This window comes from Sphingobium sp. PAMC28499 (genome assembly GCF_004795815.1).
GTDB classification, from domain to species: Bacteria; Pseudomonadota; Alphaproteobacteria; order Sphingomonadales; family Sphingomonadaceae; genus Sphingobium; species Sphingobium yanoikuyae.
In genome coordinates this window covers 3,361,756-3,383,681 of the sequence record NZ_CP039248.1, presented here as the reverse complement: position 1 = coordinate 3,383,681, position 21,926 = coordinate 3,361,756, and the positions used below count along the sequence as shown (strand labels likewise).

Annotated in this window: 25 protein-coding genes, 1 tRNA gene and 1 pseudogene; 12 read left to right on the top strand and 15 right to left on the bottom strand. The window is 59.0% G+C overall.

The features are described 5' to 3' along the window. Positions 1 to 188 precede the first annotated feature (188 nt). The 3 genes from E5554_RS16190 to E5554_RS16180 form a co-directional block, all read right to left on the bottom strand. A tRNA-Glu gene (locus tag E5554_RS16190) sits at positions 189 to 263 on the bottom strand. 305 nt (positions 264 to 568) lie between these two features. After that, positions 569 to 1,357, bottom strand: coding sequence for a SapC family protein (locus E5554_RS16185; protein WP_004207403.1), 789 nt, complete (start codon positions 1,355 to 1,357; stop codon positions 569 to 571). Between the two features lie 116 nt (positions 1,358 to 1,473). After that, the gene (locus E5554_RS16180; protein ID WP_136187452.1) at positions 1,474 to 2,928 is read right to left on the bottom strand and encodes an FAD-binding oxidoreductase; all 1,455 of its coding nucleotides are present in this window, start codon (positions 2,926 to 2,928) and stop codon (positions 1,474 to 1,476) included. Between the two features lie 77 nt (positions 2,929 to 3,005). Here E5554_RS16180 and E5554_RS16175 point away from each other — a divergent pair, with 77 nt between their 5' ends. The 3 genes from E5554_RS16175 to E5554_RS16165 all read left to right on the top strand — a co-directional run bounded on the left by E5554_RS16175 (position 3,006) and on the right by E5554_RS16165 (position 5,441). After that, positions 3,006 to 3,437: a hypothetical protein gene (locus E5554_RS16175; RefSeq protein ID WP_004207401.1), complete on the top strand. Its 432-nt coding sequence runs from the start codon at positions 3,006 to 3,008 to the stop codon at positions 3,435 to 3,437. A 134-nt stretch (positions 3,438 to 3,571) separates the two neighbouring features. Continuing rightward, the gene (locus E5554_RS16170; protein ID WP_136187451.1) at positions 3,572 to 4,963 is read left to right on the top strand and encodes a DEAD/DEAH box helicase; all 1,392 of its coding nucleotides are present in this window, start codon (positions 3,572 to 3,574) and stop codon (positions 4,961 to 4,963) included. A 97-nt stretch (positions 4,964 to 5,060) separates the two neighbouring features. Further along, the gene (locus E5554_RS16165; protein WP_136187450.1) at positions 5,061 to 5,441 is read left to right on the top strand and encodes a VOC family protein; all 381 of its coding nucleotides are present in this window, start codon (positions 5,061 to 5,063) and stop codon (positions 5,439 to 5,441) included. A gap of 2 nt (positions 5,442 to 5,443) precedes the next feature. Here the strand turns inward: E5554_RS16165 and E5554_RS16160 are convergent. Both E5554_RS16160 and E5554_RS23535 read right to left on the bottom strand, forming a co-directional pair. After that, positions 5,444 to 5,737, bottom strand: a pseudogene (locus E5554_RS16160) (JAB domain-containing protein); the annotation flags it as partial. 337 nt (positions 5,738 to 6,074) lie between these two features. After that, the gene (locus E5554_RS23535; protein WP_136187449.1) at positions 6,075 to 6,266 is read right to left on the bottom strand and encodes a DUF6771 family protein; all 192 of its coding nucleotides are present in this window, start codon (positions 6,264 to 6,266) and stop codon (positions 6,075 to 6,077) included. A 108-nt stretch (positions 6,267 to 6,374) separates the two neighbouring features. Between E5554_RS23535 and E5554_RS16150 the strand changes: the two genes are divergently transcribed. Then, positions 6,375 to 7,022 (top strand): hypothetical protein, encoded by a 648-nt coding sequence (locus E5554_RS16150; protein WP_136187448.1) that lies wholly within the window; start codon positions 6,375 to 6,377, stop codon positions 7,020 to 7,022. 47 nt (positions 7,023 to 7,069) lie between these two features. Here E5554_RS16150 and E5554_RS16145 read toward each other — a convergent pair whose 3' ends face one another. Beyond that, positions 7,070 to 7,825 carry a hypothetical protein gene (locus tag E5554_RS16145; protein ID WP_168708727.1) on the bottom strand — a complete coding sequence of 252 codons (756 nt, stop codon included), beginning with the start codon at positions 7,823 to 7,825 and terminating at the stop codon, positions 7,070 to 7,072. Positions 7,826 to 7,944: 119 nt separating this feature from the next. Here E5554_RS16145 and E5554_RS16140 point away from each other — a divergent pair, with 119 nt between their 5' ends. The 8 genes from E5554_RS16140 (at position 7,945) to E5554_RS16110 (ending at position 13,014) form a co-directional block, all read left to right on the top strand. Beyond that, positions 7,945 to 8,376 carry a lysozyme gene (locus E5554_RS16140; protein ID WP_136187446.1) on the top strand — a complete coding sequence of 144 codons (432 nt, stop codon included), beginning with the start codon at positions 7,945 to 7,947 and terminating at the stop codon, positions 8,374 to 8,376. Then, positions 8,373 to 8,705, top strand: coding sequence for an endodeoxyribonuclease (locus E5554_RS16135; protein WP_136187445.1), 333 nt, complete (start codon positions 8,373 to 8,375; stop codon positions 8,703 to 8,705). The genes E5554_RS16140 and E5554_RS16135 overlap by 4 nt, the downstream gene beginning before the upstream one ends. A gap of 371 nt (positions 8,706 to 9,076) precedes the next feature. Further along, complete coding sequence (locus E5554_RS16130) at positions 9,077 to 9,580, top strand: hypothetical protein (protein ID WP_136187444.1); 504 nt, start codon at positions 9,077 to 9,079, stop codon at positions 9,578 to 9,580. Continuing rightward, entirely contained in the window at positions 9,577 to 10,080 is a 504-nt protein-coding gene (locus E5554_RS16125) for a hypothetical protein (RefSeq protein WP_136187443.1), read from the top strand. The genes E5554_RS16130 and E5554_RS16125 overlap by 4 nt, the downstream gene beginning before the upstream one ends. Then, positions 10,077 to 10,469, top strand: a complete 393-nt coding sequence (locus tag E5554_RS16120; protein ID WP_136187442.1) for a hypothetical protein — start codon at positions 10,077 to 10,079, stop codon at positions 10,467 to 10,469. The genes E5554_RS16125 and E5554_RS16120 overlap by 4 nt, the downstream gene beginning before the upstream one ends. Next, positions 10,466 to 10,834 (top strand): hypothetical protein, encoded by a 369-nt coding sequence (locus E5554_RS16115; RefSeq protein ID WP_136187441.1) that lies wholly within the window; start codon positions 10,466 to 10,468, stop codon positions 10,832 to 10,834. Before E5554_RS16120 ends, E5554_RS16115 begins: the two co-directional genes overlap by 4 nt. After that, on the top strand, positions 10,831 to 11,004 hold the full coding sequence (locus E5554_RS23110; RefSeq protein ID WP_168708726.1) for a hypothetical protein: 174 nt from the start codon (positions 10,831 to 10,833) through the stop codon (positions 11,002 to 11,004). Before E5554_RS16115 ends, E5554_RS23110 begins: the two co-directional genes overlap by 4 nt. A gap of 438 nt (positions 11,005 to 11,442) precedes the next feature. Then, complete coding sequence (locus E5554_RS16110) at positions 11,443 to 13,014, top strand: hypothetical protein (protein ID WP_136187440.1); 1,572 nt, start codon at positions 11,443 to 11,445, stop codon at positions 13,012 to 13,014. A gap of 25 nt (positions 13,015 to 13,039) precedes the next feature. Here the strand turns inward: E5554_RS16110 and E5554_RS23105 are convergent, their stop codons facing one another. The 9 genes from E5554_RS23105 to E5554_RS16075 all read right to left on the bottom strand — a co-directional run bounded on the left by E5554_RS23105 (position 13,040) and on the right by E5554_RS16075 (position 21,926). After that, positions 13,040 to 13,216, bottom strand: a complete 177-nt coding sequence (locus tag E5554_RS23105) for a hypothetical protein (protein WP_168708725.1) — start codon at positions 13,214 to 13,216, stop codon at positions 13,040 to 13,042. Beyond that, a complete protein-coding gene (locus E5554_RS16105; RefSeq protein ID WP_136187439.1) occupies positions 13,216 to 13,401 on the bottom strand; it encodes a hypothetical protein in 186 nt (61 codons plus the stop codon). Before E5554_RS16105 ends, E5554_RS23105 begins: the two co-directional genes overlap by 1 nt. A gap of 29 nt (positions 13,402 to 13,430) precedes the next feature. Next, positions 13,431 to 14,621 (bottom strand): hypothetical protein, encoded by a 1,191-nt coding sequence (locus tag E5554_RS16100; RefSeq protein ID WP_247594288.1) that lies wholly within the window; start codon positions 14,619 to 14,621, stop codon positions 13,431 to 13,433. A 421-nt stretch (positions 14,622 to 15,042) separates the two neighbouring features. After that, positions 15,043 to 15,399: a hypothetical protein gene (locus tag E5554_RS16095; RefSeq protein ID WP_136187437.1), complete on the bottom strand. Its 357-nt coding sequence runs from the start codon at positions 15,397 to 15,399 to the stop codon at positions 15,043 to 15,045. Between the two features lie 62 nt (positions 15,400 to 15,461). After that, positions 15,462 to 18,911, bottom strand: coding sequence for a hypothetical protein (locus E5554_RS16090; protein ID WP_136187436.1), 3,450 nt, complete (start codon positions 18,909 to 18,911; stop codon positions 15,462 to 15,464). An 18-nt stretch (positions 18,912 to 18,929) separates the two neighbouring features. Then, positions 18,930 to 19,286, bottom strand: a complete 357-nt coding sequence (locus E5554_RS16085; protein ID WP_136187435.1) for a hypothetical protein — start codon at positions 19,284 to 19,286, stop codon at positions 18,930 to 18,932. Between the two features lie 56 nt (positions 19,287 to 19,342). Further along, positions 19,343 to 19,504 (bottom strand): hypothetical protein, encoded by a 162-nt coding sequence (locus E5554_RS23100; protein ID WP_168708724.1) that lies wholly within the window; start codon positions 19,502 to 19,504, stop codon positions 19,343 to 19,345. Then, positions 19,501 to 19,866, bottom strand: a complete 366-nt coding sequence (locus tag E5554_RS16080; protein ID WP_136187434.1) for a hypothetical protein — start codon at positions 19,864 to 19,866, stop codon at positions 19,501 to 19,503. Before E5554_RS16080 ends, E5554_RS23100 begins: the two co-directional genes overlap by 4 nt. Next, positions 19,866 to 21,926 (bottom strand): hypothetical protein, encoded by a 2,061-nt coding sequence (locus tag E5554_RS16075; RefSeq protein ID WP_136187433.1) that lies wholly within the window; start codon positions 21,924 to 21,926, stop codon positions 19,866 to 19,868. The genes E5554_RS16080 and E5554_RS16075 overlap by 1 nt, the downstream gene beginning before the upstream one ends.

The window sequence follows — 21,926 nt, the reverse complement described above, 5'->3', positions numbered from 1 at the left end:
GCTCAGGCAGGTGTAGCCTCGCGCTGCACAACGCTGGTCAACTGAGCCAGCGGCGAGGCACTACGCCGCAGTTCATCAAGAAAAATTTTTCCAAGCGCGTCCTACACAATCCCAGACGGTCAAAAGGACAAGAAATAGGCAAAATGGTATTTTGGGGCCAACCTCAAGAGCTAAGTCATTGAAAAGATTGGTGACCCCTACGGGAATCGAACCCGTGTTTCAGCCGTGAGAGGGCCGCGTCCTAACCGCTAGACGAAGGGGCCGTATGTCGCATGGGCGACAGGCAGGGGCGTGCCTTTAGGCAGGGCTGGCGATGGCGTCAAGCGAAAGCGGCGAAAATTTCCGGCGACCTACGCTGACTGCAGCCCATAAAAAACCACCCCATGCGATGCACGGGGTGGCCAGGTTCAGGGAGGAGACGCCTCCAAGGGGGAGGCGCCCTATACGACACACCCGAAAGGGGGGCAGATGCATCGCATGCAACAGAAATAGGACAGGGCGCGGCTGCTTTCAAGAGCAAGCCCCGCCCTGTCCCGATATATTTGCGATTAACGGAGTTAATCGGAGTTTAGGCGTCTGCTGGCACCGGTGCGGCCGGTACAGCGATCGGGCCCTTGCCCTGGCTGACCTGGCCTTCAAAGATCTCGCGCATCAGCTGCAGCGAGAAGAGATGGGCGTGGATCAGCGGCAGCAAACCGTTCTGGTTGATCTTGCGCAGCTGGTCGCCGCGCAGGTCGCGCAGCTTTTCCTCGTTCACCATGCGGAAGCCGCGATAGACGAAGGGCTGTTCGTTGTTCGGGGTCTGGATCGCGACTTCGCCGTCCATCAGCAGGTCCATCTCGGCCAGGTCCTTCATGAACTGGCCGGTGCGGGCCGCTGCCTGCTCGAAATCCTCGCAGAACTTCAGGATGCCCTTGGTCACGTCGGTCGGCTGGCCATTTTCGAACAGGACCGGGCCGTCGCCTTCGGTGCCGATCGCCTTGCTGGTCGGGTCGAAGCAGAGCGAGAGTTCGTCGCTGTCGGGACGCAGCTTGGCCAGCATCCAGGGGTAACGGCGGACATAGGCCGGGATATAGGCCGGGCCGCGCAGCTTGCCTTCGTCATCGACGAAGACGTTCACGCCTTCGTTGAGGCCCATCAGCGCGAGCGGCACCGAATCCTGGCCCGCCGAGAAGATGATGGGCACGAAACGCTGGGCCGAGACGAATTCGTCGATGGTCAGCGGCACGGCGTGCTGGGTTACCAGGAACGGAGCGGCATCGACCGGCTGGGTGCGATAATCGGCATGATCGACGGTGCTGAGCGGGATCAGGTCGTTGTAGAAGATGGGAAGGCTGTTCGCGGGCGCGCTGGCCATGATGTTGTTCCGTCCTGTTAGAAAGCGCGCAAGGCTTGCGTCGCTGATCCGAATATGGGTGTGACGGGATAATCGGAGCTATCCCGCTAGGCAATCGCTTTGTGGATATGCTGCGCTCAACCCTCGTCGGGGCGAGGGATGAGCTTGTCGGGGTTCATGATGCCGCCCGGATCGAAGGCTGTCTTTATCGCGCGCAGGGCATGGATGCGGGCCGGGCTGGCGAGGCGTCCGAGTTCGGCGCGCTTCATCTGGCCGATGCCATGTTCGGCCGAGATCGAGCCGCCCGCGGCGACCACCGCGTCATGGACAAAGGCGTTGATCGCTTGGCCCTGTGCGGCGATCCACGCCGGACCGTCGCTGGTGCCCCTGGGCGCGCGGACATGGAAATGGACATTGCCATCGCCGAGATGACCGAAGGAGGAGGCGGTCGTACCGGGGAAGGCTGCTTCGGCGGCGGCGGCGGCCTCGACCATGAAGGCGGGCATGCGTGGCACCGGCACGCTGATATCATATTGCAGCGCGGGCCCCTGTGCCTTTTCGGATTCCGACAGGGATTCGCGGATGCGCCAGAAGGCCTCCGCCTGCGCTTCGCTGGTGGCAATGACGGCGTCGATCGCGATGCCGCGTTCCAGCGCCAGGCCGAGCGCGCCTTCCAGCCGCTCGGTCGGGCCGGGCTCGCGCATGTCGCCATGGTCGACCTCGATCAGCACATGCCAGGGCGTGCGGGTCTCGATCGGGCAGCGCGTGCCGGGAATATGGGACAGGACATGGCCAAGGCCATCGTCGGCAATCACCTCGAACCCCTCGACGCTGTCACCCAGTTCGCCTTCGACCAGACGCAGCAGGGCGAGGGCATCGGCGGGCGTCTGCACACCGACCCAGCCGACCGCGCGGGCGGCGATGGCGGGCACCAGCCGCAGGGCGGCCGCGGTGATGACGCCCAGCGTACCCTCCGCACCGATCAGCAACTGTTTGATGTCATAGCCGCGATTATCCTTCTTGAGCGCGTCCAGCCCGTCGAAGATGCTGCCATCAGGCAGCACAGCCTCGATCCCCTCGACCAGCGCGCGCATCGTGCCGTGGCGCAGCACCTGGGTGCCGCCGGCATTGGTCGAGACGAGGCCGCCGATCGTGGCCGATCCCTTGGCACCCAGGCTGAGCGGAAAGCGACGGCCGGCCGCTTCGGCGGCGTCGTGCAGGTTGGAAAGGATGACCCCGGCCTCGCACACTGCCAGATTGTCGTCGGCCGACAGGCTGCGGATCTGGTTCATGCGGCGCAGCGAGAGGATCAGGGCCGATCCATCGGCTGGCGGTGTCGCGCCGCCGACCATCGACGTGTTGCCGCCCTGGGGCACCAGCGCAATGCCCAGTTCCGCTGCCAGCGCCACGCAGTCGGCCACTTCACGCGTCGTGGCCGGCGACAGGATCGCGCGCGCGGCACCATGATAGCGGCCGCGCCAGTCGCTGACCCAGGGGGCGATATCATCGGCGTCGGTGATGACGCCCTTGGGGCCGAGCAGGGCGACGAAGCGATCGATGGCATCCTGCGCGATTATGGCTTGTTCTGTCATGGGACATGCTATGCCCCGGAATTCATCGACGGTTCAACCGTTGGCCGATAGCTTGCCACTCCCAAAAGGGGTTCCGCTTGGTTCATACCATCCTGATGCTGCTTGCAGCGCCTGCTGCCGACCCGGTGCAATGGGCGCAACTGACGATCGAGCAGCGCGTGATCATTCGTGTTCCGATGGCCAAGGGGCGGGCGCCGACGCGAGTCGTGCCCAAGAGTGACGAGCGCTGGGAAGAGAAGAAGGGGCCGCGCTGTGTGGCGCTGCGATCGATTCGCGGCGCCAGCATCGTGGTGTCCAACGGGGTCGACCTGATCCTGGCGGACAAGCATCGCTATCGCGCGCGACTGGAGCGGGGATGCGATTCCGCCAGCTTCTATTCGGGCTTCTATGTCGAGCCGGACGAGGATGGTTCGCTCTGTTCGGGGCGGGACGAGTTGCAGGCGCGCAGTGGCGCGAGTTGCGGGATCGACAGCTTCAGGCGGCTGGTGGAAGCGGACGCCGAGGATTGATCGGCAGAAAAACGGCTGGTTTGCCCAGCATGTTGCGCGATTTCCTTGACAAGATGGCGATATTTTCGCAAGTCGCGCGCGATTTCCGTCGTGCGGACGCGCAGGACGGCCAACCTCCTGTCCCGGACATTTGAATGACTTTTGCCGATCTCGGCCTCTCCGACGAATTGCTCAAGGCCGTAACCGAGGCGGGTTACGACACGCCCACGCCGATCCAGGCGCAGGCGATCCCGCCGGTGCTGATGATGAAGGACATCATCGGCATCGCGCAGACGGGCACAGGCAAGACCGCCAGCTTCGTGCTGCCGATGATCGACATCCTGGCGCATGGCCGTGCCCGTGCGTTGATGCCGCGCAGCCTGATCCTGGAGCCGACCCGCGAACTCGCTGCCCAGGTGGCCGAGAATTTCGAGAAATACGGCAAATATCACAAGCTCTCCATGGCGCTGCTGATCGGCGGCGTGCAGATGGGCGACCAGATCAAGGCGCTGGAAAAGGGCGTCGACGTGCTGATCGCGACGCCGGGCCGCCTGATGGACCTGTTCCAGCGCGGCAAGATCCTGCTCAATGGCTGCAACATGCTGGTCATCGACGAAGCCGACCGTATGCTCGACATGGGCTTCATCCCGGATATCGAGGAAATCTGCACCAAGCTGCCGGCGCAGCGCCAGACACTTCTCTTCTCTGCCACCATGCCGCCGGTCATCAAGAAGCTGGCCGATCGTTTCCTGGACAATCCCAAGTCGATCGAGGTGGCGCGCCCGGCAACGGCGTCGACCAACATCACCCAGCGATTGGTGAAGGTTGATTCGCGCAAGAAGCGTGAAGCGCTGCGCGCGATGCTGGAAGCAGAGGATGTGCAGAGCGCGGTGATCTTCTGCAATCGCAAGACCACGGTTCGCGAACTGAACAAGAGCCTGCAGCGTCACGGCTTCAAGTCGGGCGAGATCCATGGCGACATCGACCAGGCATCGCGTATCGCCGAACTGGAGCGGTTCCGCGATGGCAGCGTGAACATCCTGGTGGCGTCGGACGTCGCAGCCCGCGGCCTCGATATCAAGGGCGTCAGCCACGTCTTCAATTTCGACGCGCCCTGGCATCCCGATGACTATGTCCACCGCATCGGCCGTACCGGTCGCGCGGGGGCCAAGGGTGTCGCCTATACTTTCGTCGCGGCCGAGGATGCCGAGGCGATCGACAATATCCAGAAGCTGATCGGCACCAAGATCGACTATGTCGAAACGCCGGTCGCGGCTGCGCCTGCGCCGCGCGCGAAGGAAGAGCCGCGCAAGGCCGATCGCGAGGAGCGCGACAATGAGCGTTCCGGTGGCCGCGACGCGCGCCGCAAGCCCGAGCGCAAGGATGACCGGCGCAGCGACAAGCGGGATGATCGTCGTGACGACCGCCGCGATGCGCCGGCTGCACGGCCGGCGCCGCATGGCCGCCGTCAGGAACCCGATGATGGTCCGGACGATGGCTGGAACGGTCCGGTGCCCGAATTCCTGAATTTCGGTTTTGGCGGCTGAACGGCGCCACTTTGATTGAAAAGGCCCCCGTCACGCGCAGGCATGGCGGGGGCCTTTTTGTCATGTGACCATAACGGCGCAACGGGAGGGTAAGGCCATGTCCGCAATTCCAAGTGTTGGCGCTTTTGCGATCGTGCCCAGCAATAACGTCGCCATTGCCCTGGCCTTCTGGGAAAGGCTGGGCTTCGCGCGGGTCGGCGGTGATCACCATTATCATATCATGGAGGGATGGGGGTGCGAGGTGCATCTGACCCAGGCCGGCGCGCCGCCCTGGGATGTGCCGGCGCACAATCCCTTTGGCATCTATCTGCGCACGCCCGATGTGGCGGCGATCGCGGCGCTGGTCGATGATCTGGTCATCCGGCCAGGCGGCGTTTTGCGCCATCGCGAATGGGGGCTGTATGAGGTCGGGATCAACGGGCCGGATGGATTGCTGGTGCGGATCGGCTGGCCGTCCGAGCTGATCGAGGGCGCCTGATTCTACAGCAGTCCTTGCGCACGCAGGCTGCTATGCCCCTGCGCGCCGATGATGATATGGTCGTGGACGCCGATACCCAGCCGCTTGCCGGCCTCGACGATCTGGCGGGTGATCTCGATATCCTGCTTGCTGGGCGATGGATCGCCCGACGGGTGATTATGCACCAGGATCAGGGCTGCCGATCCCAGTTCCATCGCCCGCTTGATAACCTCGCGCGTATATATGGCCGCCTGGTCGATCGATCCGTCACCCATATTCTCGTCGCGGATCAGCATGTTGCGGCTGTTCACATACAAATTGTAGTGCAAACAAGGAGAAACCCGCAGTTTCGCGTTTGTTTAGCCCCTCAAACGCCGGACCAAGCGTTTCCACTGATCTTCCGAACTCATCCAGTCGGGGCGATCCGGTCTGCGAGGCGTGGGAGCAAATCGGTTAGGATGGCCCCTACAGCGCGAGCAGCGCAGATGCGCTCCGACTGTTTCCATTGCGGTGTTCCAGCAGTGGACGAGATAGAACCTGTTGAGCTTTCCCGCATCGACAACTCCTGAATGGCCGCAGTCGCAGATGATGAAGAGATTTGCGCCCCTGCGCTGATAGTCGCCTAGATTGCGAAGCGTGACGTTTGCGCCCACCTCAAAGCGGGAAGGTCATCTGTCGCGCATCTGGCATTGCTGGCTGGCGCTCCCAAGCCGCTAGAATGCTCTGCGCCAGTTCCAGCGCAGCATTTTCGCGAAGACGCTCATTCGGTGCCGTGAGTGCGACGCGCGCCCAGCCGGGAGCGTGAAGAAGGCTCTGAGCGAGCCAGAGAGAATCAGGCTGTGTCATGCGAACGGTATAAGGAACAAAGCGGGAACACGGCAAGAGGCTTGCGATCAATCGCTAAAGAGGTAGGGTCGCGCCGATTGGTCGGGGTCCGACGAAAACGGGGGTAAAATGCGAGCGATTGTTGTTGGGGCAACTATCCTTTTGGCTGCGTCGCCTTTGGCCGCGCAAGAGGTCGAAACCATCAGGTTTCCAGAGCTAGGTGTGGAAACCACCGTTCCAGCGGGTGGTGAGATTTACAGCTATGCGCGTGTCTACAGCATCGAAGGCGCTCAACTCGATGCCGAAGCAAAAGCGGGAGACTGGCTGCTGGAAAGCAAATATCCGGCTGGCACGAAACTCATACCTGTCTCCACCAAGGCAAAGCTGAAGGCATGTGCGCCGGAGAAGGACAGCTTAGTCGCGGCTGGTCCATGCTTCCTTGACGATGACGGCGACGGGACGTTCGATCGGCAAGCTGCCGATGAGGTGACGATGGCTCGGAAAATGAAAACTCCGGTGCCTTACTCGAAAACCAAAATCTCGATTGTCCGCGAGGACGCATTCAAGACGGTTCTGCTATATCAGGGGGCCACGGCAGACACGCTGCGCTTCTCCTATCGAGAATTCAAAAATGATATCGCGCGACCCGCTTTCACGGAAGAATTGTCTATCCCGCGCGAACCCTATCCTGCGATGATTATGGTGAAAAACATCCAGCTTGAGGTCGGAGCAGTGACGGGGATGGGCCTTCGCTACAAGGTCGTGAAAGTGAACTGATCCGCGAAGTCGTGGGAAGGCCCAGCAGTTACCTGCTGGGCCGAATATCAGGACAGTTTGACGCCGATGCTCGCCAGCAATTCGTCGGCTGTTCGCTGCGCCTTTTCTGCCTCGCTGGGTGCCCATTCGAACAAGCCGTCATGGCTCGTATATGTCGGCTCCACCAGATGAGGCACGGCGCGCTTGCCGCCTGCACAATACTGGTTCGGGTCCATCGACTGGTAGAGTTTCGCCGTCTCCTTGATCTTCGCCTTGGGAGCGATGACCGCGCCGTCGAAGCGTTGAACAGCGGTGCGTTCGTGGACATGGAATAGGTGCGTCATGGCGCAGTTACCGTCTGCGGCCAGATACTCGTCCAGTTCGCTCATCAGCACCTTGGCCAGCCTTGCATATTGGCCTTCATTAATCGCCTCGGTCAGGGGGAACACAATCGTCACCGTGTCCTCGCCCTTGCGCGTCATCGAGTCGAAAATGATATGCGCGTAGCCTAGCGCCTCTGCCTTTTCGTGCAGGGCGGCAGCTTTCGCGGACAGGTCTTTGCCGCGATATTCCAAGCCGATTGCCGATGCCGACAGCCAGAACTCTGCATGGTTGTTTGCGGCCTTGCTGCCCTTCCATTCACCGAATGACCATGCCGCCGGTTCAGCGGTGAACTTGCCCATCAATTGAATGAGGCCGTCCATATAGCCTAAGATGCCGGGACAGTTCTCGCCAGCATTAGGATCGAAGCAAGCTCTGTAGCAGTCCTGATAGCTGTAAGAGCGTGGGCTTACGTTGAATCGCGTTAGGGTGATTTTTGTCATTTTATCTCTCCGAACAATAATGTGATGCAGTTGTCCTGCTCCATTAGTTATCGGAAATCTGGAGATGTGCCCTGATATAGGGTCAAAACGAGCCGTTTTGCAAGACTGATAGATACGGGATGACACAATCATCCCGTAAAGGTCTTGACCTAATCAAGCAATTCGAGGGCTGTAAGCTATCAGCCTATCTCTGTCCCGCTGGTGTCTGGACCATCGGCTGGGGACGAACCACCAACGTAAAGCGCGGCGATACCTGCACCCAAGCCCAAGCAGATGCTTGGCTGGTTCAGGAATATGATGCTTTCGAGCGAAAGGTCCATGCCCTTATCAGGGTCGCGGTAACACCGAACCAACTCGGCGCACTGGTCAGCTTTGCCTATAATGTGGGCGTCGGCGCGCTACAGTCCAGCACACTCCTACGACTGCTCAATCAGGGCGATTATGCCGGCGCAGCGGCACAGTTTGCCCGATGGAATAGGGCTGCTGGAAAGACCCTTGCAGGGCTTACACGGAGGCGGAAGGCCGAAGCCGATCTGTTCGTCCAGCCATGACCGGATACCGGAACGGCTTCGAAGCAAAATGCGGTGCCGCGTTCGGCCCTGCATACCAGTATGAACCGATCAAATTGACCTATACGACCAGCCACACATACACCCCGGATTTCGTGGATGCCGCGAACAAGACCATCATCGAAACCAAGGGATTTTTCCCGGCCAGCGACCGTGCGAAGATGCTGGCGGTGAAGAAGGCAAACCCAGATTGGCGCATCGAGATTTGCTTCCAGCGGCCGGAAACGAAAATCAGCAAGGGAAGCAAGACGACATATCGGGAATGGGCCGAGAAGAATGGCTTCGTCGTGAGGTCCGCACCGATAAATTGATATGACGGTAGGATGCTTCGAACGGGGCTGCTCAGTCCTATCGTCGGTGCCCCGGCGCTGGAAGGCGTCGGGGTTATCCATGACTCGCCCTCGCGCGCGCGCGCGCGTGGTTCAGTAGATTCACACACACACCTTAACCATCAATGTGCTGTTATCGCTGCATTTTTTTGTTGCCTTCCGATCAGTGGAGGCGTATAGGGCGTCCATCGCAATCGACGATGGTTCCACCCATCCCGGTTAGCGTGCCGTTCCGGCGATGGGTATCTCGGTAGCCCACTCTCCATAGCGAACGTCAGATCGAACCGGCCCTTGAGGCCGATCGCGCCGCCAGCATGTCGCTGTCGGTGAACTGACACGCATGGAGGTTTTTCGTGTCAAATTCTGAACCGGTCGTGCCAATCGACGGCACTGATTATCCGTTGTCCGCGTTCCCGGCGGCGCAGCGTGAAATGTTTGATTACGACATGCTGGGCGCGTCCGATGGGGACTATGCCGAAGAGCTGGCCGATGCCGGTTTCCCCCCGGCAGAATGCGTGACTGCAGCGCACCGGGAATGGCAAAAAAGCAAAGCGATTGTCGATGGGCGTATTGCCCGTGCCTATGTGCTGGGCATCGTTTACACCGCCATCGTCGGCTTTGCCCCGGCGCGCGATTTTCAGGTTCTGAGCGAGCATGACGACCGTGACTATGAGCGCGATGAGGTCTTCGAACGCCGCATGGAATGGCTGTCGGGTAAGGGCGGGTATGTCATCTGGGTTCGCCGTCACGATACCGGCGACGGCATCATGCTCCCCCAAACTGTCTACAGCGTGGCCTTCACGAGCCAGCATCTGGAAGCTGCTTTCGTTGCTAAGTTCCCGGAGGTTGCACAATGAGCGGCCCCAATCTCAACGCACCGCCGCAGATTAGCGATTGGCCGGAAGCCTATGTCGCGGAACTTCGTGAGGATGAACTGGCTGACCTGTCCGACCGGACGGTTCTGGCACGGCTCAAGCGCGACCACGGCTTCATGCGCTTCGGACGGTATATCGATCTGAACGTCCAGCAGGGCTTCTATCTTCATCCCGGCAACGGGGTGATCGATAAGGAGGCTGGCACGGATAGCGGTTTCGTCATCGGCGCGCTTGGTGGCCTTGGCATCACTGTCGATGCGAACGGGCAGGCAGACTGGTTCCAATCGGAAGTCGAGCAGCACTATGTGAAGGATGGCTGCGCCAAGCTGTCATGGGTGTTGGCGAACGCCAAAGGCCCGTGGTTCCTAACCGCTGATCTCGAAGAGGGTCGGCACGACGATTGGTATTGGCTCGTGCTGCGCTTCCTGCATGAGGGCGACGAATCTGCCTTCCTTGCCGCATTTCCGGGAGGTGCAGCATGAGCGCGGTCGCATCACTCACGCCATCAATCCTCGATGGCGCAGGGCAGTCGCTTGCTTTCAATTGGAAGGCTAGGTTCACGAAAGCCCGCCACATAAAGCTGTTTCCGGCGAGCCGGGTATCGTGGGACGGCGTGGACTTTTTTGTCCGCACCTCTGGCGATGTGCCGTCCGCGATAGTCCATCCCGTTCAGGGTGCTATCGTGGCGGAATTGGCGAAGAAGCAGCCGCTCAAGCTGTCGCTGATGTATGACGGTTATCCGGAGACGTTCACTTGGCTCGTCATCTTCGCTCCTAATAACAGTCGGGGCCGCAAGGCCCTCGACAGGATTGAAGAGGTTTATCTGGCTGCTGTTGATGAGTTCATGGATGCGGAAGGGGATGAGGCATGATCGCTTTCGGTCTGAACGAAGCCTATCCCATAAACTCGGAAGTCGAGGACTGGCCGCGCGAGGGAGGCGTCATGTTGCCCCTGGGGCGCTGCGACAGCTTCATTTTTCACGAGGAAGGTATCAGCTTCGATACCGTAGATAGTGGCGATCCTGAATGGATGGCTCATGTCGTAAACACGCTGTCGGGGCTTGGTGTCGAATTCCTCATTGCGATCTGGGAGGCAGCCGACAAATTCGCGGGCGGCGCGATGGTCCCTCAGTTCTGCATCGCATTATCGGAGGAAGACCGCGACGAATATATGCCCCGTGTCCATCAGGCTTTCGACATCGCTCAGTCTATCGTCAATAGGGAGGCAGGCCGATGAGCGGTAAGAAGCCGTCTGATGGCGAGAAGAAGCGCCCGATCAACCCGCTGACTCACCCCCGTGCCTTCGACAAGCATCATGGGATGGAGTTGGACGAGCGGCTGTTCCCGAGCCTAACCCCGAAGGGATGGCGTCACCGCGCTCCACCTCGGAAGAAGGACGGCAGCTAAGCCGCGCCTTGTCGCCGCACCTGACCCTCAACACGGGTGCGGCGGCAGGCAATGGCGAACAGGAAGCCTAACCCAACCCACCCATCCGGGGGGTTCTACCGCTCAACTTCCTTTCCCTTTCTCTATTATAGTGCTGTAACTTCTGACGTTTTCGGCCCTTAGCGTGCTGCAACTTCGTGAAACCCGCAGAAATCAGCGTTATTTCGAGCCAAATCATCAACCCTTAGCGTGCTGTAACTCTTGATTTAGCGTCCCGTGACTTTTTGCGCTGAACATAATGACGCTGATTCAGGGGAGGAGATATAAATAAGAACGTGAGCACAGGGGCTGGATACTGCTGCGCTCGCAGCGGTAGCCCCTGGCACTTCTAATAGATGACTTTGGCCCGCTTTCGCAATTTCCAGCCCGCGAAGGCGGGTCATTCTATTTGAGGCTTACATGGATCAGCTCATTGCTATTTTCGCGCAGAAGCGCGCTAACCGCGAAACGGACGGCATTGTCCTCCCCCAAGCGTTTCGCACCAAATTCCCCGACATGAAGACCGAGAAGGCGGAAAAGCTCTTCCGTCGATATCTCGACGCGGTAGCCGCCGCGCTGCTTCCGGCCTTGGGCTTTGCCTCTGACGGCATCGCCTACATTTCGACGCACAAGCTGTTCGATGCCTGCGGCACCTTCAACGTGAACAAGGTCCGTTACAGCGTCTGGAACGAATTCAAAGACCTCTACCCCTTCTTCATCGTCCTCGATCAGGGCAGCAACGTGAAGGCGACCAACAACCCGTGGGAGAAAAATACAAAGGTGAAAATCGTGAACGAAGAGAAAATGGCCCTGCTGATTAACGAGAAGTCCCCCGAACACGTTTTCGACGCACTTTATGACCGCGCCGACATGGCCGACGCTATGGGTCTGCCAATCGACATGGCAAATCTAGAGCGGTTCATCGGCAACACGGAATATGAATTGGCCAAGGGGCCGACTGGCGCGCTCCGTGCGAAGCTGGAGCATAATGCTCGCCAAGCGCGTCTGATCGCGAAGGTCGGACAGTTCACGCAAGAGGAAGTGGGCGAAGCGGTCCTGCCGCTTATCCCGAGCAAAAGCCCCTTCGGGCGCACCTATTACAAGGGCCTGAATATCCAGTCGGTGTCAAAGCAGGTTCGCAGCGCCATTCTGGGGCACCACTACCAATACGACATGAACGCGGCGGTCTTCGCGATTAAGCTGTTCCTCTATGGCGTCCTGAACGGCGGCGACAATGAAATCCGTGGCACGATGCTCGGCACCTACACGCGCCAGTATCTCGCGGAGAAGAATCACATCAGGCAGCGCCTTGCCCGCGAGTGTTTCGAGGGCATCATCGTCCCCCAGGAGACGGCATTGCGGTCGGTCAAGGACGCCCTGACGGCCGTCGGCTTTGGCGCTCGGACCTCAGGCGCGACATGGATGGGCAAGAACGGACAGATGGAAGGCACGGCGCTTACCGAGGTCATGAAGTCGCCGGTCGCTCGCGAACGCTTCCTCGCGGATAGCTGGGTGAAAGAGTTTCTGGCAGAGCAGCGCGTAATCGAAGACGCCATCCTCGAAAGCATCAAGGCAAGCGAGGAATGGCCAGCGATCCAGCAGATTGTCGCATCCGCCAATAAGGCGAACGGTCGGGTCACGCGAGGCGGCCTGCTCGCCTATGTCTACCAGCAGTGGGAAACCGATATCATGGATCTTGCGGTCGAGGTGTTGGAGCGCAACGGCATCGAGGTTGTCGCCCGCATCCATGACGCCTTTATCGTTCGGCAGAAGCTGTCGGCGCGCATCATGGATGACATCGCGGACGCATGGGAATTTCGCGAATATATGACCCTTGATTGTGACGAGGTGCGTGAGTGGGTAGAGCCTACGTTCAAGCGGGCGCTCGACACGGCGGATGCCGATTTGGCCGCGCACAGAAAGCTGATCGAGCAGTCGGAGCAGCAGGCGGCAATATACAGCTATCGCAAGCGTCAGGCGGGTGTCGCTTGAGCATCCACCACGGCCCGCGCCAGACTCATTCGGGGTCGGCGGGCCTTGCGCGCTTCCATTTGCGATAGAACTCGTCAGCGAAGCGGTAAGCCCACCAGCAGATGCCGAGCAATCCGGCCCACTGGTTCAGGGTCAACATGCCAAAGCCTGTGACCGCCCACGCGCATAAATCGGCGGCGGATTTCATCGGGTGATCGAACATCAGAGGCTACCCGAAAATGCTTCGTAGATCGCCACGATCAAGGCAGCGCCGGTGGCGCTCTTGACCTTATGCTTCACAACCGTTGCAACCACAGTCTGCGTGACGGGGTTCTTGATGATCCCCACGACAGACTTTCCCACAAAGCCGAGAACATCGGCTACCATCTTCTTTGTTTTGGCCTTCACGGCGGCACCCCTCTTATCGTTGCTGGCCCTTAGACAGCCGGGCCAGTGAGCTTGAAGCAGTCCACCGTCATCGATGCCTGCATGGAATTGTTCGTGCTGATGTTGAAGCCGAAGCCGATCCTATCGGCCCTGTTCGGCAGGTAGGCCGTGACAGAGGAAGTGCCGACTTGGAGCCAGTTCTTGCCGCAGTGGCTGACGTAGAATGTCAGGGTCGAACCGACGCTCGAAATGCGGTAGAAATCCGGCTGCGTCTTGAAGGTCTGCGCCGCACCATCTAGCGCGCCGCCATAGCCGGTCAGTCCGCTGAAATAGACCACGTTGAACGGGTTATATTCGTTGGTCTGACCCATGATGATGTGGCGATTGCTGATGCTGTCCATGATGAGCAGGCCGCCCTTGCGGTAGTCGGCGTCGTTCATGATGATCGGCGCGCGGACAACAATGTCCCAATCGGCCGATTTCGTGGTCAGCGTCTTGTAGGCCAGACGGCTAACATCGCCCGAAACAGATGGGCCGCTCTTGATGAGCAAGCCCGCGTCGGCGTCGTCAGTGATCGTCAGTTGCGTGGCGTCGCCGCTGACCTTTGTGAATGTGCTGGCCAGCGGAACGTCAAAATACCAAGGCTTGCCGGTGCCGCCCCCGGTTGCAGGCGTAGTCCACGAGAATGCGCCGTTGGTCGCGCTGCTCTTTGTCAGGACTTGTCCGGTCGTGCCGCCAGTCGGGGCGCCATAGAGCGTGACCCATGAGGTGTTGTAATCCGTGCCATTGGTTTTGCGGAGAACCTGACCCGCCGAGCCACCGGCAGGAACGCCCTGACCATTGGTGCCGTTCGTGCCGTTGGTTCCAGCCGGTCCAGTATCGCCGGTGTCGCCCTTGTCACCCTTCGCGCCGGTAGCGCCATCGGCACCCTTGACCAATCCCGCGTCAATGACCGTGCTATCGGTCAGCGTGATGATAAGGTGGCCGCTGCCGTTTACGGTTGCGGACGAAACGCCAACGCCGTCTGCGCCGGGAGTGCCCGAACCACCTTCGCCGCCTTCGATGAAGGCTTCGTAGGTCGCGCCGTTGTCCATTTCGAGAGTCAGAGTGCCGTCGAGATAACGAAGGTCGGAGACGCTGGCACCGGGCAAACCGGGAGTGCCTGGCGCACCAGCGGCACCGGGATCGCCCTTGTCGCCTTTGTCGCCCTTATCGCCTTTGACACCAGCCGGACCGTGCAAGCCCGTAAAGCCTTGCTCACCGCGCGGACCAGTCGCGCCAGCGGGACCGGCTGGACCCTGAGGGCCGGGAACCGTTGATGCTGCGCCTGCTGGCCCAGCAGGACCGACAGGGCCGGTTAGACCTTGTGCGCCGCGTGGCCCCTCAAGGCCTTGCGGACCTTGAGGTCCGGTTGCACCGGTAAGGCCCTGAATGCCGGGAACGCCTTGCGGGCCTTGTGGCCCCATAGGACCGACCGGCCCGACTGGACCGGGGATGGTTGAAGCTGGACCTTCTGGCCCCGGCTCGCCTTGTGGACCGGCTGGACCAGTTTCGCCCTGCGGCCCCTGTGGACCCGGAATGGAAACTAGGCCCGATGTAACTTCGACAACCTCTGCTTCTGATTCGTTGGCGAGTTCGGTGATCCCGACTTCTGTTGCCATATTAGTCCACCCTGACCGCTGTTACGGTTCCTTCTCTGAGCGTGGTTGAAGTTCCATTTTCCCAGACCACCCACCAACTATAGGAGAGTTCGGTGTCGGCTCTGATGAAGCCTAGTTCGCTGTTGCGGATGAAGACGTAGATTGACTTCTCGCCATCGTTCCAGACGATGTTGTCGTCCAGCGTCAGGTCTAGGACAATGCGTTCGTTGCGCGAGATACGGAAATGCGCCTCTCTAACGCTGAACTCAATTGGGCTGCCTTCGCCGGGATTGGTGAGCGCCAGCTTTGAGGTGTAGGTTACGAAGTCGTCTGAGGATGGCCCGTAATACCTGACTTCAATTGTTTTATTCTCTGCCACGCAAAGGTGCCTCCAATATCGTTTCCGATATTTATTGAGGCACCCCTGCGCAGAGGTGGTGTTTAGGGCTTAAACGGCGGGTTGTTGGTCGTCTGATGATAGCCGAACCATCCGTTACCAGCGGTCAATGCGCCCTTAGCCGTTTCACTGTCGATTTTGCTCTGGCGATAAGCGAGCGCATTAGTCTCGGCAGTTACAAGCGCGCTATCGGTGCGCCCCATGTCGCGCAGCAGAGAAGGACCGGCCAAAAGCTGATCCATCGACTGACCATCACGCGAACTTGGGTTGCCGTTGTTATTCCAGCTATCCCAGCTAAAGGCCGCGTCCGCGCCTTGCTGGGTGATGATCGCAGAATAAGTCTTTGGCAGGTTCGTGACATTGCCACCGGCTGCGGAAATCATGGCCGGTGTCCAGACGGGAACCGTGTAGTCAATTTCATAGCTATTGATCGTCATGCCGCCGTTCAAGCGTCCGGTGATGCGTTTCTGGTGCATGGTGATGAGCCAATCAACGACAGCCTTACACTTGGCCGACGCATCGCGCAGTGCTTGGTTGAAGCCCAGCTTCTCGCCTGCATGAAGCGCGCTCATCCAGTAGCCAATCATGAACTCATGCTGCCAGACGCCATAAGTGCCGTCCCAAAGACATGGACCGAAATGCTGCGCGGCTGCAAACACGGCATTGTTTCCGCCGCCCGTGATGTTCGCTGGTGGGTTCAGGAAGCCCGGAGTGCTGTCGTAGAAGTTGTCGTAGAAGCCTTCGAAATCGAACACGACGCGATCAAGGATTTCCTCGCGGTTATAGAGCCTGCTCGAATTGCTCGACGCGGTTTTCCACATCAGCGCGAGGTGCATGTATTTCCATGCAGCACCACGCGAGGCGAACTCGCCAACTTCGCCCCAGCCGTTGTTCAAAATCCATGGGATATAGAGCCACGACTGATCGGAGAATTTATGGCCTAGGAATGCGAATTCCGGCGTCTGCCACATCAGCGAACCCCAATATGGGAATTGGTGCGCGTGGTCGGCGTCAATCATGTTCGTGCCGAAAACCGGCTTATCGGATGCGACGCCAGCGAAAGGCACCTGAACGCGGAGCGGATTGTTGGCAGTGACCCATTCGTAAGGGCGGCCACCCTGAATGTAATATGCCTGCTCAGGCGGCGTGCCCGCTTCACCACCACCATAATAGTGGTTGCGAAGGGTGATGTTGCGCCTTGGCTGGCCCTTATACAGTGGCGTCAGTCGGCCGTTTTCGAAGCAGTGGAAGGGATCGCTGACATAGCCGGTCAGGTAGTCGAGCGCGATTTGCTTCATGTCCCTGTTGTCGTGCAGGCGCTTGACCGCAACGTCACGCGCATAACGGGCGACCGGCTCAGGCATAATCTGACGATCATCGCGCACACCACCGGGGCCGGTGATCGGTGATCGACCCATCTGGTTGAATGGCGTGTATTTCAGCCATGTGTTCGCGTTCGGGACCATGCCGTTTTGATCGAAGCCATATTTCCATGGCGAGAGCGTGTTCTGACCGGCCGTGATGAGGTCGTTATAGGTGCTGCTTTCCCATGGCATCATGCGGTAGTTCGCGAAGCCGTTTAGCTGCTCACCTGTGCCAGCGCGCAAGTCGCCGCCGTTAACCGATGCACCACCCTGAGAGCCGAATGGAACGGCAACGTCATAGGTAGGAACGCGCGCCCAAATGTCGGCCTGCGAATATGCTGGCGGCTCGGCATGGGAACGCCAGATAACTCCGGAACGGACAGTGCCTTTGGGATACCACTTGTTCGCGGCAGTCACCATCGGATTGCCGCGACCGTCCAATGTGCCGCCCCAAGAAACGGGCGAGGTAGTCGTATTGAGCGGCTGGCCATTTGGCTGTTCGATGCGACCCAGCAATGTGCCGGCATTATCGTAGATCAGCCACTTATGCGGGATCATGTAGCTGTCTTTGCCCTGCGGGTCACCGAACGGATTATTGGGCATCTGCGTCGTGTCCCAATCGTAGCCGAACTGAAACTGCACGTAGGTGCCCATTCGGATGCCTTCGCAGTAATAGTTGATGCCGTTGATGTTTGGCACCGGTCCCTTAGGCAGCACTTCTGTCCAAGACGCCTGCGCGCTGTAGAGGTCGGCATCCTCAAAGCGGCAATTCTGTGCCGCTGGGCGAGTCATGACCAGCTCGTTGGGATGGGCAACGCCTTCGCCGGTCGACCAGTTCTCAAGGACCGCCTTATATGCTCGGCCAGCGGGCAGAACCATGTCGCCGACGACGACTTCCATGTTGTAGGGATTTTGGCCAGCAGCCGCGTAGCTGACGGTGACAGGTGCCTGAGCAGTTGAGAACGATCGGGCATCCACGACAAGCATCTGCAGATCGGCTGCGCTGATCGTGCCAGACGAAACCGGCTCATAGCTGCTTTCAATCTCTGGCTTGCCGTAGGCCACGCTGACATAGGCCACCTCTAGGTTGTCCTGGCTGTCGCTGGTGTTGTTGCCCGACGAGTTGCACTCAAGGCACATCGCGGGCGTCACGCGCAGTTTCACCTCGCACGTTTGATCGGGGCCGATCTGGACGCCATCGCTGTAGAAGCGCACGGTGCCTCCTGTGCCGCCCACATTGTCGATATACTCGACCGACCACGTTTTGAGCGAACCGGCAGCGAAAGCCGGGTCATCGGCGCTGACAATCTGAGTCTCGGAGTTGCCGCGTCCGACGGTGACGACGAGCGTGCTGGAGCCAGCCCAATGTCGGCGCAACTCGAACTTGCCCACATTGTAGTCATACATCGTGGCAAGGATTGGATACTCTTCGGTCACGACACCGGAGAACGTCATCTTGATACTGGCCGGGGTCTGGGTCGTGCCGTCATCGTTGGTCTGCTTAAATGCCAGCGCCAGCGGATCGGTGATGAGGTAGACGCCCTTCATGAGGCGCAATCGACCGTTGACCATGCTGCTGCCATCGGTCGAACCATAGACGCGCTTGTAGATCACGTTCGATGCGCCAACTGCGTCACCGCTGACGGGCCAAGGGCTTCCCGCGTTAGTGATGTTCCACTGGCTCGCGACAGGCACGGTGATTTCGTTGCGGCGCTCGATGCGAAGAGGGAAATTGTTCGGTGCGGTCAGGGTGAAGTTGCCGGTGCTGCCAGCAAGGAAAATGCCCAGCGAAAAGATCGTGCCGGGATCGCCATAGACAGTGCCGGAACCCGAGAGGTCCAAATCCTCATCTGAGCCACCCGGCAGCGGTTCGGGGGCATTTACGAGGCCCATAACGACCGCAAGGCCGCTCGTCTGCATCTTTGCCCAGATAGCGATGCCTGCGTCTTTGTTGCCGGATGGAATGATGACCTGTGCCGTCTGCGTCAGGTTCATCGGGGGATCGCCAACGGTGACAGGAACAATCACGCTCACGCCAGAAGAACCAGCCGCCTGACCGGTATATTCGGTCCAGTTCTGGATAGCGCCCAAGCCGACTGCGGAACCGTCGCGGCCATCCTGACCGTGCAAGCTGGCCAGCCATTCCTCTTAGGTTCCAACGAAGCCGTTCTTCACGGCTGTTTCATAGGCGCTGTCGCCGCCTTCAATGCCGTTCTCGATAATCTCTGCCGCAAGTTCGATCATCGTGTTTACGTCGCGATCCAGACCGGCCACGGTCGATTGCGTGTGGACGATGCCATAGCTGACGCCGTTGCCCGTGCCGCCGCTGAACGGACTAGCCAGCTTCAACTGCACGGAGTTCACGACACCATCAATCTCGTAGTTTTTGCCATCGACAACGAGGATATCTCCCCGCTGGATCGAACTGTCGAAATTGGTGCTGTTTCCGATCACAATATCGGAGTTGTTGGTGAGATTGATTGTGCCGGACTTGAACCACGCCATCAGGGGTTTTCTCCTGTTCTTATACAGGAGTATTTATTTGTCCCTCCGCGATGCGCTCAGTCGGTCGGGTCATCCTTGGGATTGGCATCCTTCACGGCCTGAATGATAGCCTTCCAAGCATCATAGCCCTGATGAAACAGGATATCGAATTGCTCTGCATAGCTAGGGTAAGCTGCCGCTCTTGCCGCCGCATAGCCCTTTTTGACGTTCACCTTCATACTGCCTCCGGTCCTGTCTGGACTTCTATACACTGCTCGATGAAATGCGGGTGGTAGAGGAACAAAATCAACCTCTCTGGGGTGTCAGCCTCAAATTCAATCGAACCATCATCTACCGTCAGAACCTCATCGTTCAATGTGACGCTTGTTCCTGCTGGCACATTGTTAACGAGATTATAGCTGACTTTGATAGGGAAGGGCTGTCGTGCCTTGACCTTCAATGTTTCAAGGTCGAGATAGATCAGGTTGGCGTTCAAGAGGTCAGGCAATTCAGCAACGATCACGCTGCTGTCCTGATATTCGATTTCGTTGCGCGAAATGGCCAGCGTTGTGCCATCTGCTTTGAAGTAAGCATAAGCCATTATCGTTTCGTTCCTTGAAGTGTCATCATGATATCCCGCGCATATTGAATGCGAGAAACAGAGCGCGGCAGGAAAGCGCCAGAAATCATTCGGGCAATGACGCGAACCTGTGCGCCCGTAACCTGACAAGAGATTGATTCGCTCGTTCGGCTATAGCTGTTGCCGTTATCGGTTGTGATGCCGAGCGTCTGTTCAGATGCCATGGCATAGCCGCTGCCAGTATCAACCCAGAGTTGGACTTTGCAGCTTGCGTCGTAGCCGGTGGTGGCGTCTCGCGTGAAGCCGACTTCGATAGTCGCATTGCCAGATACGCCGTCGCCTATGGTCATGAAGCCGGTTGTCAGGAAGTCCACCGAGCCACCGGCTGCGCAAAGAGCGTCCGCACTGGTCATCACCTGATTTGCCGTAATGGCATTGCCCGCGATCTTGAGCGTGTTGACGGACAGGTCATTAATCTGCGCACCGTCGATGGTCGCACGGTCCATGACCGCCTGTTTCAAGCGCACAACGCCGCCGACCACTTCGAAAACCATTTCGACGCCGCCGGGATGCCCGATAGCGAAGCGGTCAGCATTAACCGCGAACTCGAAATTCTGGCTGGCATCCGTGTAGAGACCGAAGCCACCGACACGGCCCTGATTGTCGATCCTGAGGGTATATTGCCCGCCGAAGCCATCAATGGCGCTGCCGTAGGTGGACAGCTTCTGCTCCAGCGTTACGCCGCCCTGATCGTTGAGTCTGCTCGTCAGGGTGGTGATGTTGTCGGCGTTGGTTTTGTCGCCAGCGGCATAAGCCTGTTTGACCTCTTCAAGGGCACTTTCCCATCCGTTGTCGTCCTCGCCGTCGCCGATTTGTGCAGACAGCGTATCGATGCGCTTGGACAGAGCCTCGCTCTCATCGGCAATCGTTTCGTTGACGGTCTGCATGGCCGCCGTGATTGCGCCCGAAATGTCGCTGTTCCAGACTGCGGACTGATCGGTGATGCGTTTGGCTAGAGCCGTGTCAGCATCGACCAGTGTTTCAATCTGGTCGTTGAACTGGCTTTCATTATCGTCAATGCGGCTGGCCTGCTGATCGAGGCGCAGGGTCAATGCCTGGTCGGCATCGACATACACTTTACGCTCTTCAACGAGAGCAGCTTCAACAATGCGGGACACATCGCCGTCGAATGTCTCGAACTTAGCGCCCATCTGCAAAAGCTGCTGAGACTGAGCAAAATCGACCCCGGCCTGTGTCTCCTGATAGAGATTGAACACAGCGTCGAACTCATCGAACTTGCTCTCCTGTTCCAGCATTTTGCCGGAAATGAGAGTGCCGTTATCGATGTCGGTGTAGAGCTTTTCGACCGCCTTCTGGATGCGACGTTCGTTCTGTTTGCCATAGGCGTTGGCCAGCTTGCCAAAGGCCGTGCTGCGCTGGACGTTGAGGGCGGCTACGCCTTCCAACTTCTCATTCAGGATCGGCAGCAGCTTGCTTTCGACGGACAGCGTATGAATGCGAACGGTCGCCTCGTTGAGCAAGTCCGTGCCAAAAGCATCATAGGCCGCATAGGTGATGAAATACTCCGTGTCGGGAGCCAGCGGCAGCGTCACGGTCGTATCTGGCCCAAGATATTTGCTGGTAATCTCGTTCTTGCGCGGCGGGTTCTGTGTGTCCGCCCAGACGACGAACCCAGCAAAGTCGGTGTCTTCCGGCTTGCTGAATTGCAGAACCGCCATGTCATAGCCGTGCATGGGGATCATGGCAGGCACGGGCGGTGCGGGATTGAGGCTATCAATCTCGCGCTCGTCAGACCATTTGCCGCCAGCCTCCTGCGTTGCCATGAAGACCTTGGGCGAGCGGGTTAGGCCAGCAGCTACATTTTCCTCATAGGTGAGCGCATCCTTGTAGATACGCATACCATCGGTATCGGTGCTCTGGAAAACGGTGTGGTTCACATAATGGACGATTTCGCTGTTCGCGCACTCATAGCGCAAACGATACTGCCATTCCTGTCCATTGCTGGGATGCTCTCTGAACCAGACTACTAGGTCACGGCCAGTGAATTCTACTGCTGCCAT

Excerpts from the sequence above, each read along its gene's own strand:
- E5554_RS16185 (WP_004207403.1), bottom strand. The coding sequence starts at position 1,357 with ATGGCCAGCGCGCCCGCGAACAGCCTTCCCATCTTCTACAACGACCTG.
- E5554_RS16180 (WP_136187452.1), bottom strand. The coding sequence starts at position 2,928 with ATGACAGAACAAGCCATAATCGCGCAGGATGCCATCGATCGCTTCGTC.
- E5554_RS16170 (WP_136187451.1), top strand. The coding sequence starts at position 3,572 with ATGACTTTTGCCGATCTCGGCCTCTCCGACGAATTGCTCAAGGCCGTA.
- E5554_RS16165 (WP_136187450.1), top strand. The coding sequence starts at position 5,061 with ATGTCCGCAATTCCAAGTGTTGGCGCTTTTGCGATCGTGCCCAGCAAT.
- E5554_RS23535 (WP_136187449.1), bottom strand. The coding sequence starts at position 6,266 with ATGACACAGCCTGATTCTCTCTGGCTCGCTCAGAGCCTTCTTCACGCT.
- E5554_RS16150 (WP_136187448.1), top strand. The coding sequence starts at position 6,375 with ATGCGAGCGATTGTTGTTGGGGCAACTATCCTTTTGGCTGCGTCGCCT.
- E5554_RS16145 (WP_168708727.1), bottom strand. The coding sequence starts at position 7,825 with ATGACAAAAATCACCCTAACGCGATTCAACGTAAGCCCACGCTCTTAC.
- E5554_RS16140 (WP_136187446.1), top strand. The coding sequence starts at position 7,945 with ATGACACAATCATCCCGTAAAGGTCTTGACCTAATCAAGCAATTCGAG.
- E5554_RS16135 (WP_136187445.1), top strand. The coding sequence starts at position 8,373 with ATGACCGGATACCGGAACGGCTTCGAAGCAAAATGCGGTGCCGCGTTC.
- E5554_RS16125 (WP_136187443.1), top strand. The coding sequence starts at position 9,577 with ATGAGCGGCCCCAATCTCAACGCACCGCCGCAGATTAGCGATTGGCCG.
- E5554_RS16120 (WP_136187442.1), top strand. The coding sequence starts at position 10,077 with ATGAGCGCGGTCGCATCACTCACGCCATCAATCCTCGATGGCGCAGGG.
- E5554_RS16115 (WP_136187441.1), top strand. The coding sequence starts at position 10,466 with ATGATCGCTTTCGGTCTGAACGAAGCCTATCCCATAAACTCGGAAGTC.
- E5554_RS23110 (WP_168708726.1), top strand. The coding sequence starts at position 10,831 with ATGAGCGGTAAGAAGCCGTCTGATGGCGAGAAGAAGCGCCCGATCAAC.
- E5554_RS16110 (WP_136187440.1), top strand. The coding sequence starts at position 11,443 with ATGGATCAGCTCATTGCTATTTTCGCGCAGAAGCGCGCTAACCGCGAA.
- E5554_RS23105 (WP_168708725.1), bottom strand. The coding sequence starts at position 13,216 with ATGTTCGATCACCCGATGAAATCCGCCGCCGATTTATGCGCGTGGGCG.
- E5554_RS16085 (WP_136187435.1), bottom strand. The coding sequence starts at position 19,286 with ATGGCGTGGTTCAAGTCCGGCACAATCAATCTCACCAACAACTCCGAT.
- E5554_RS23100 (WP_168708724.1), bottom strand. The coding sequence starts at position 19,504 with ATGAAGGTGAACGTCAAAAAGGGCTATGCGGCGGCAAGAGCGGCAGCT.
- E5554_RS16080 (WP_136187434.1), bottom strand. The coding sequence starts at position 19,866 with ATGGCTTATGCTTACTTCAAAGCAGATGGCACAACGCTGGCCATTTCG.
- E5554_RS16075 (WP_136187433.1), bottom strand. The coding sequence starts at position 21,926 with ATGGCAGCAGTAGAATTCACTGGCCGTGACCTAGTAGTCTGGTTCAGA.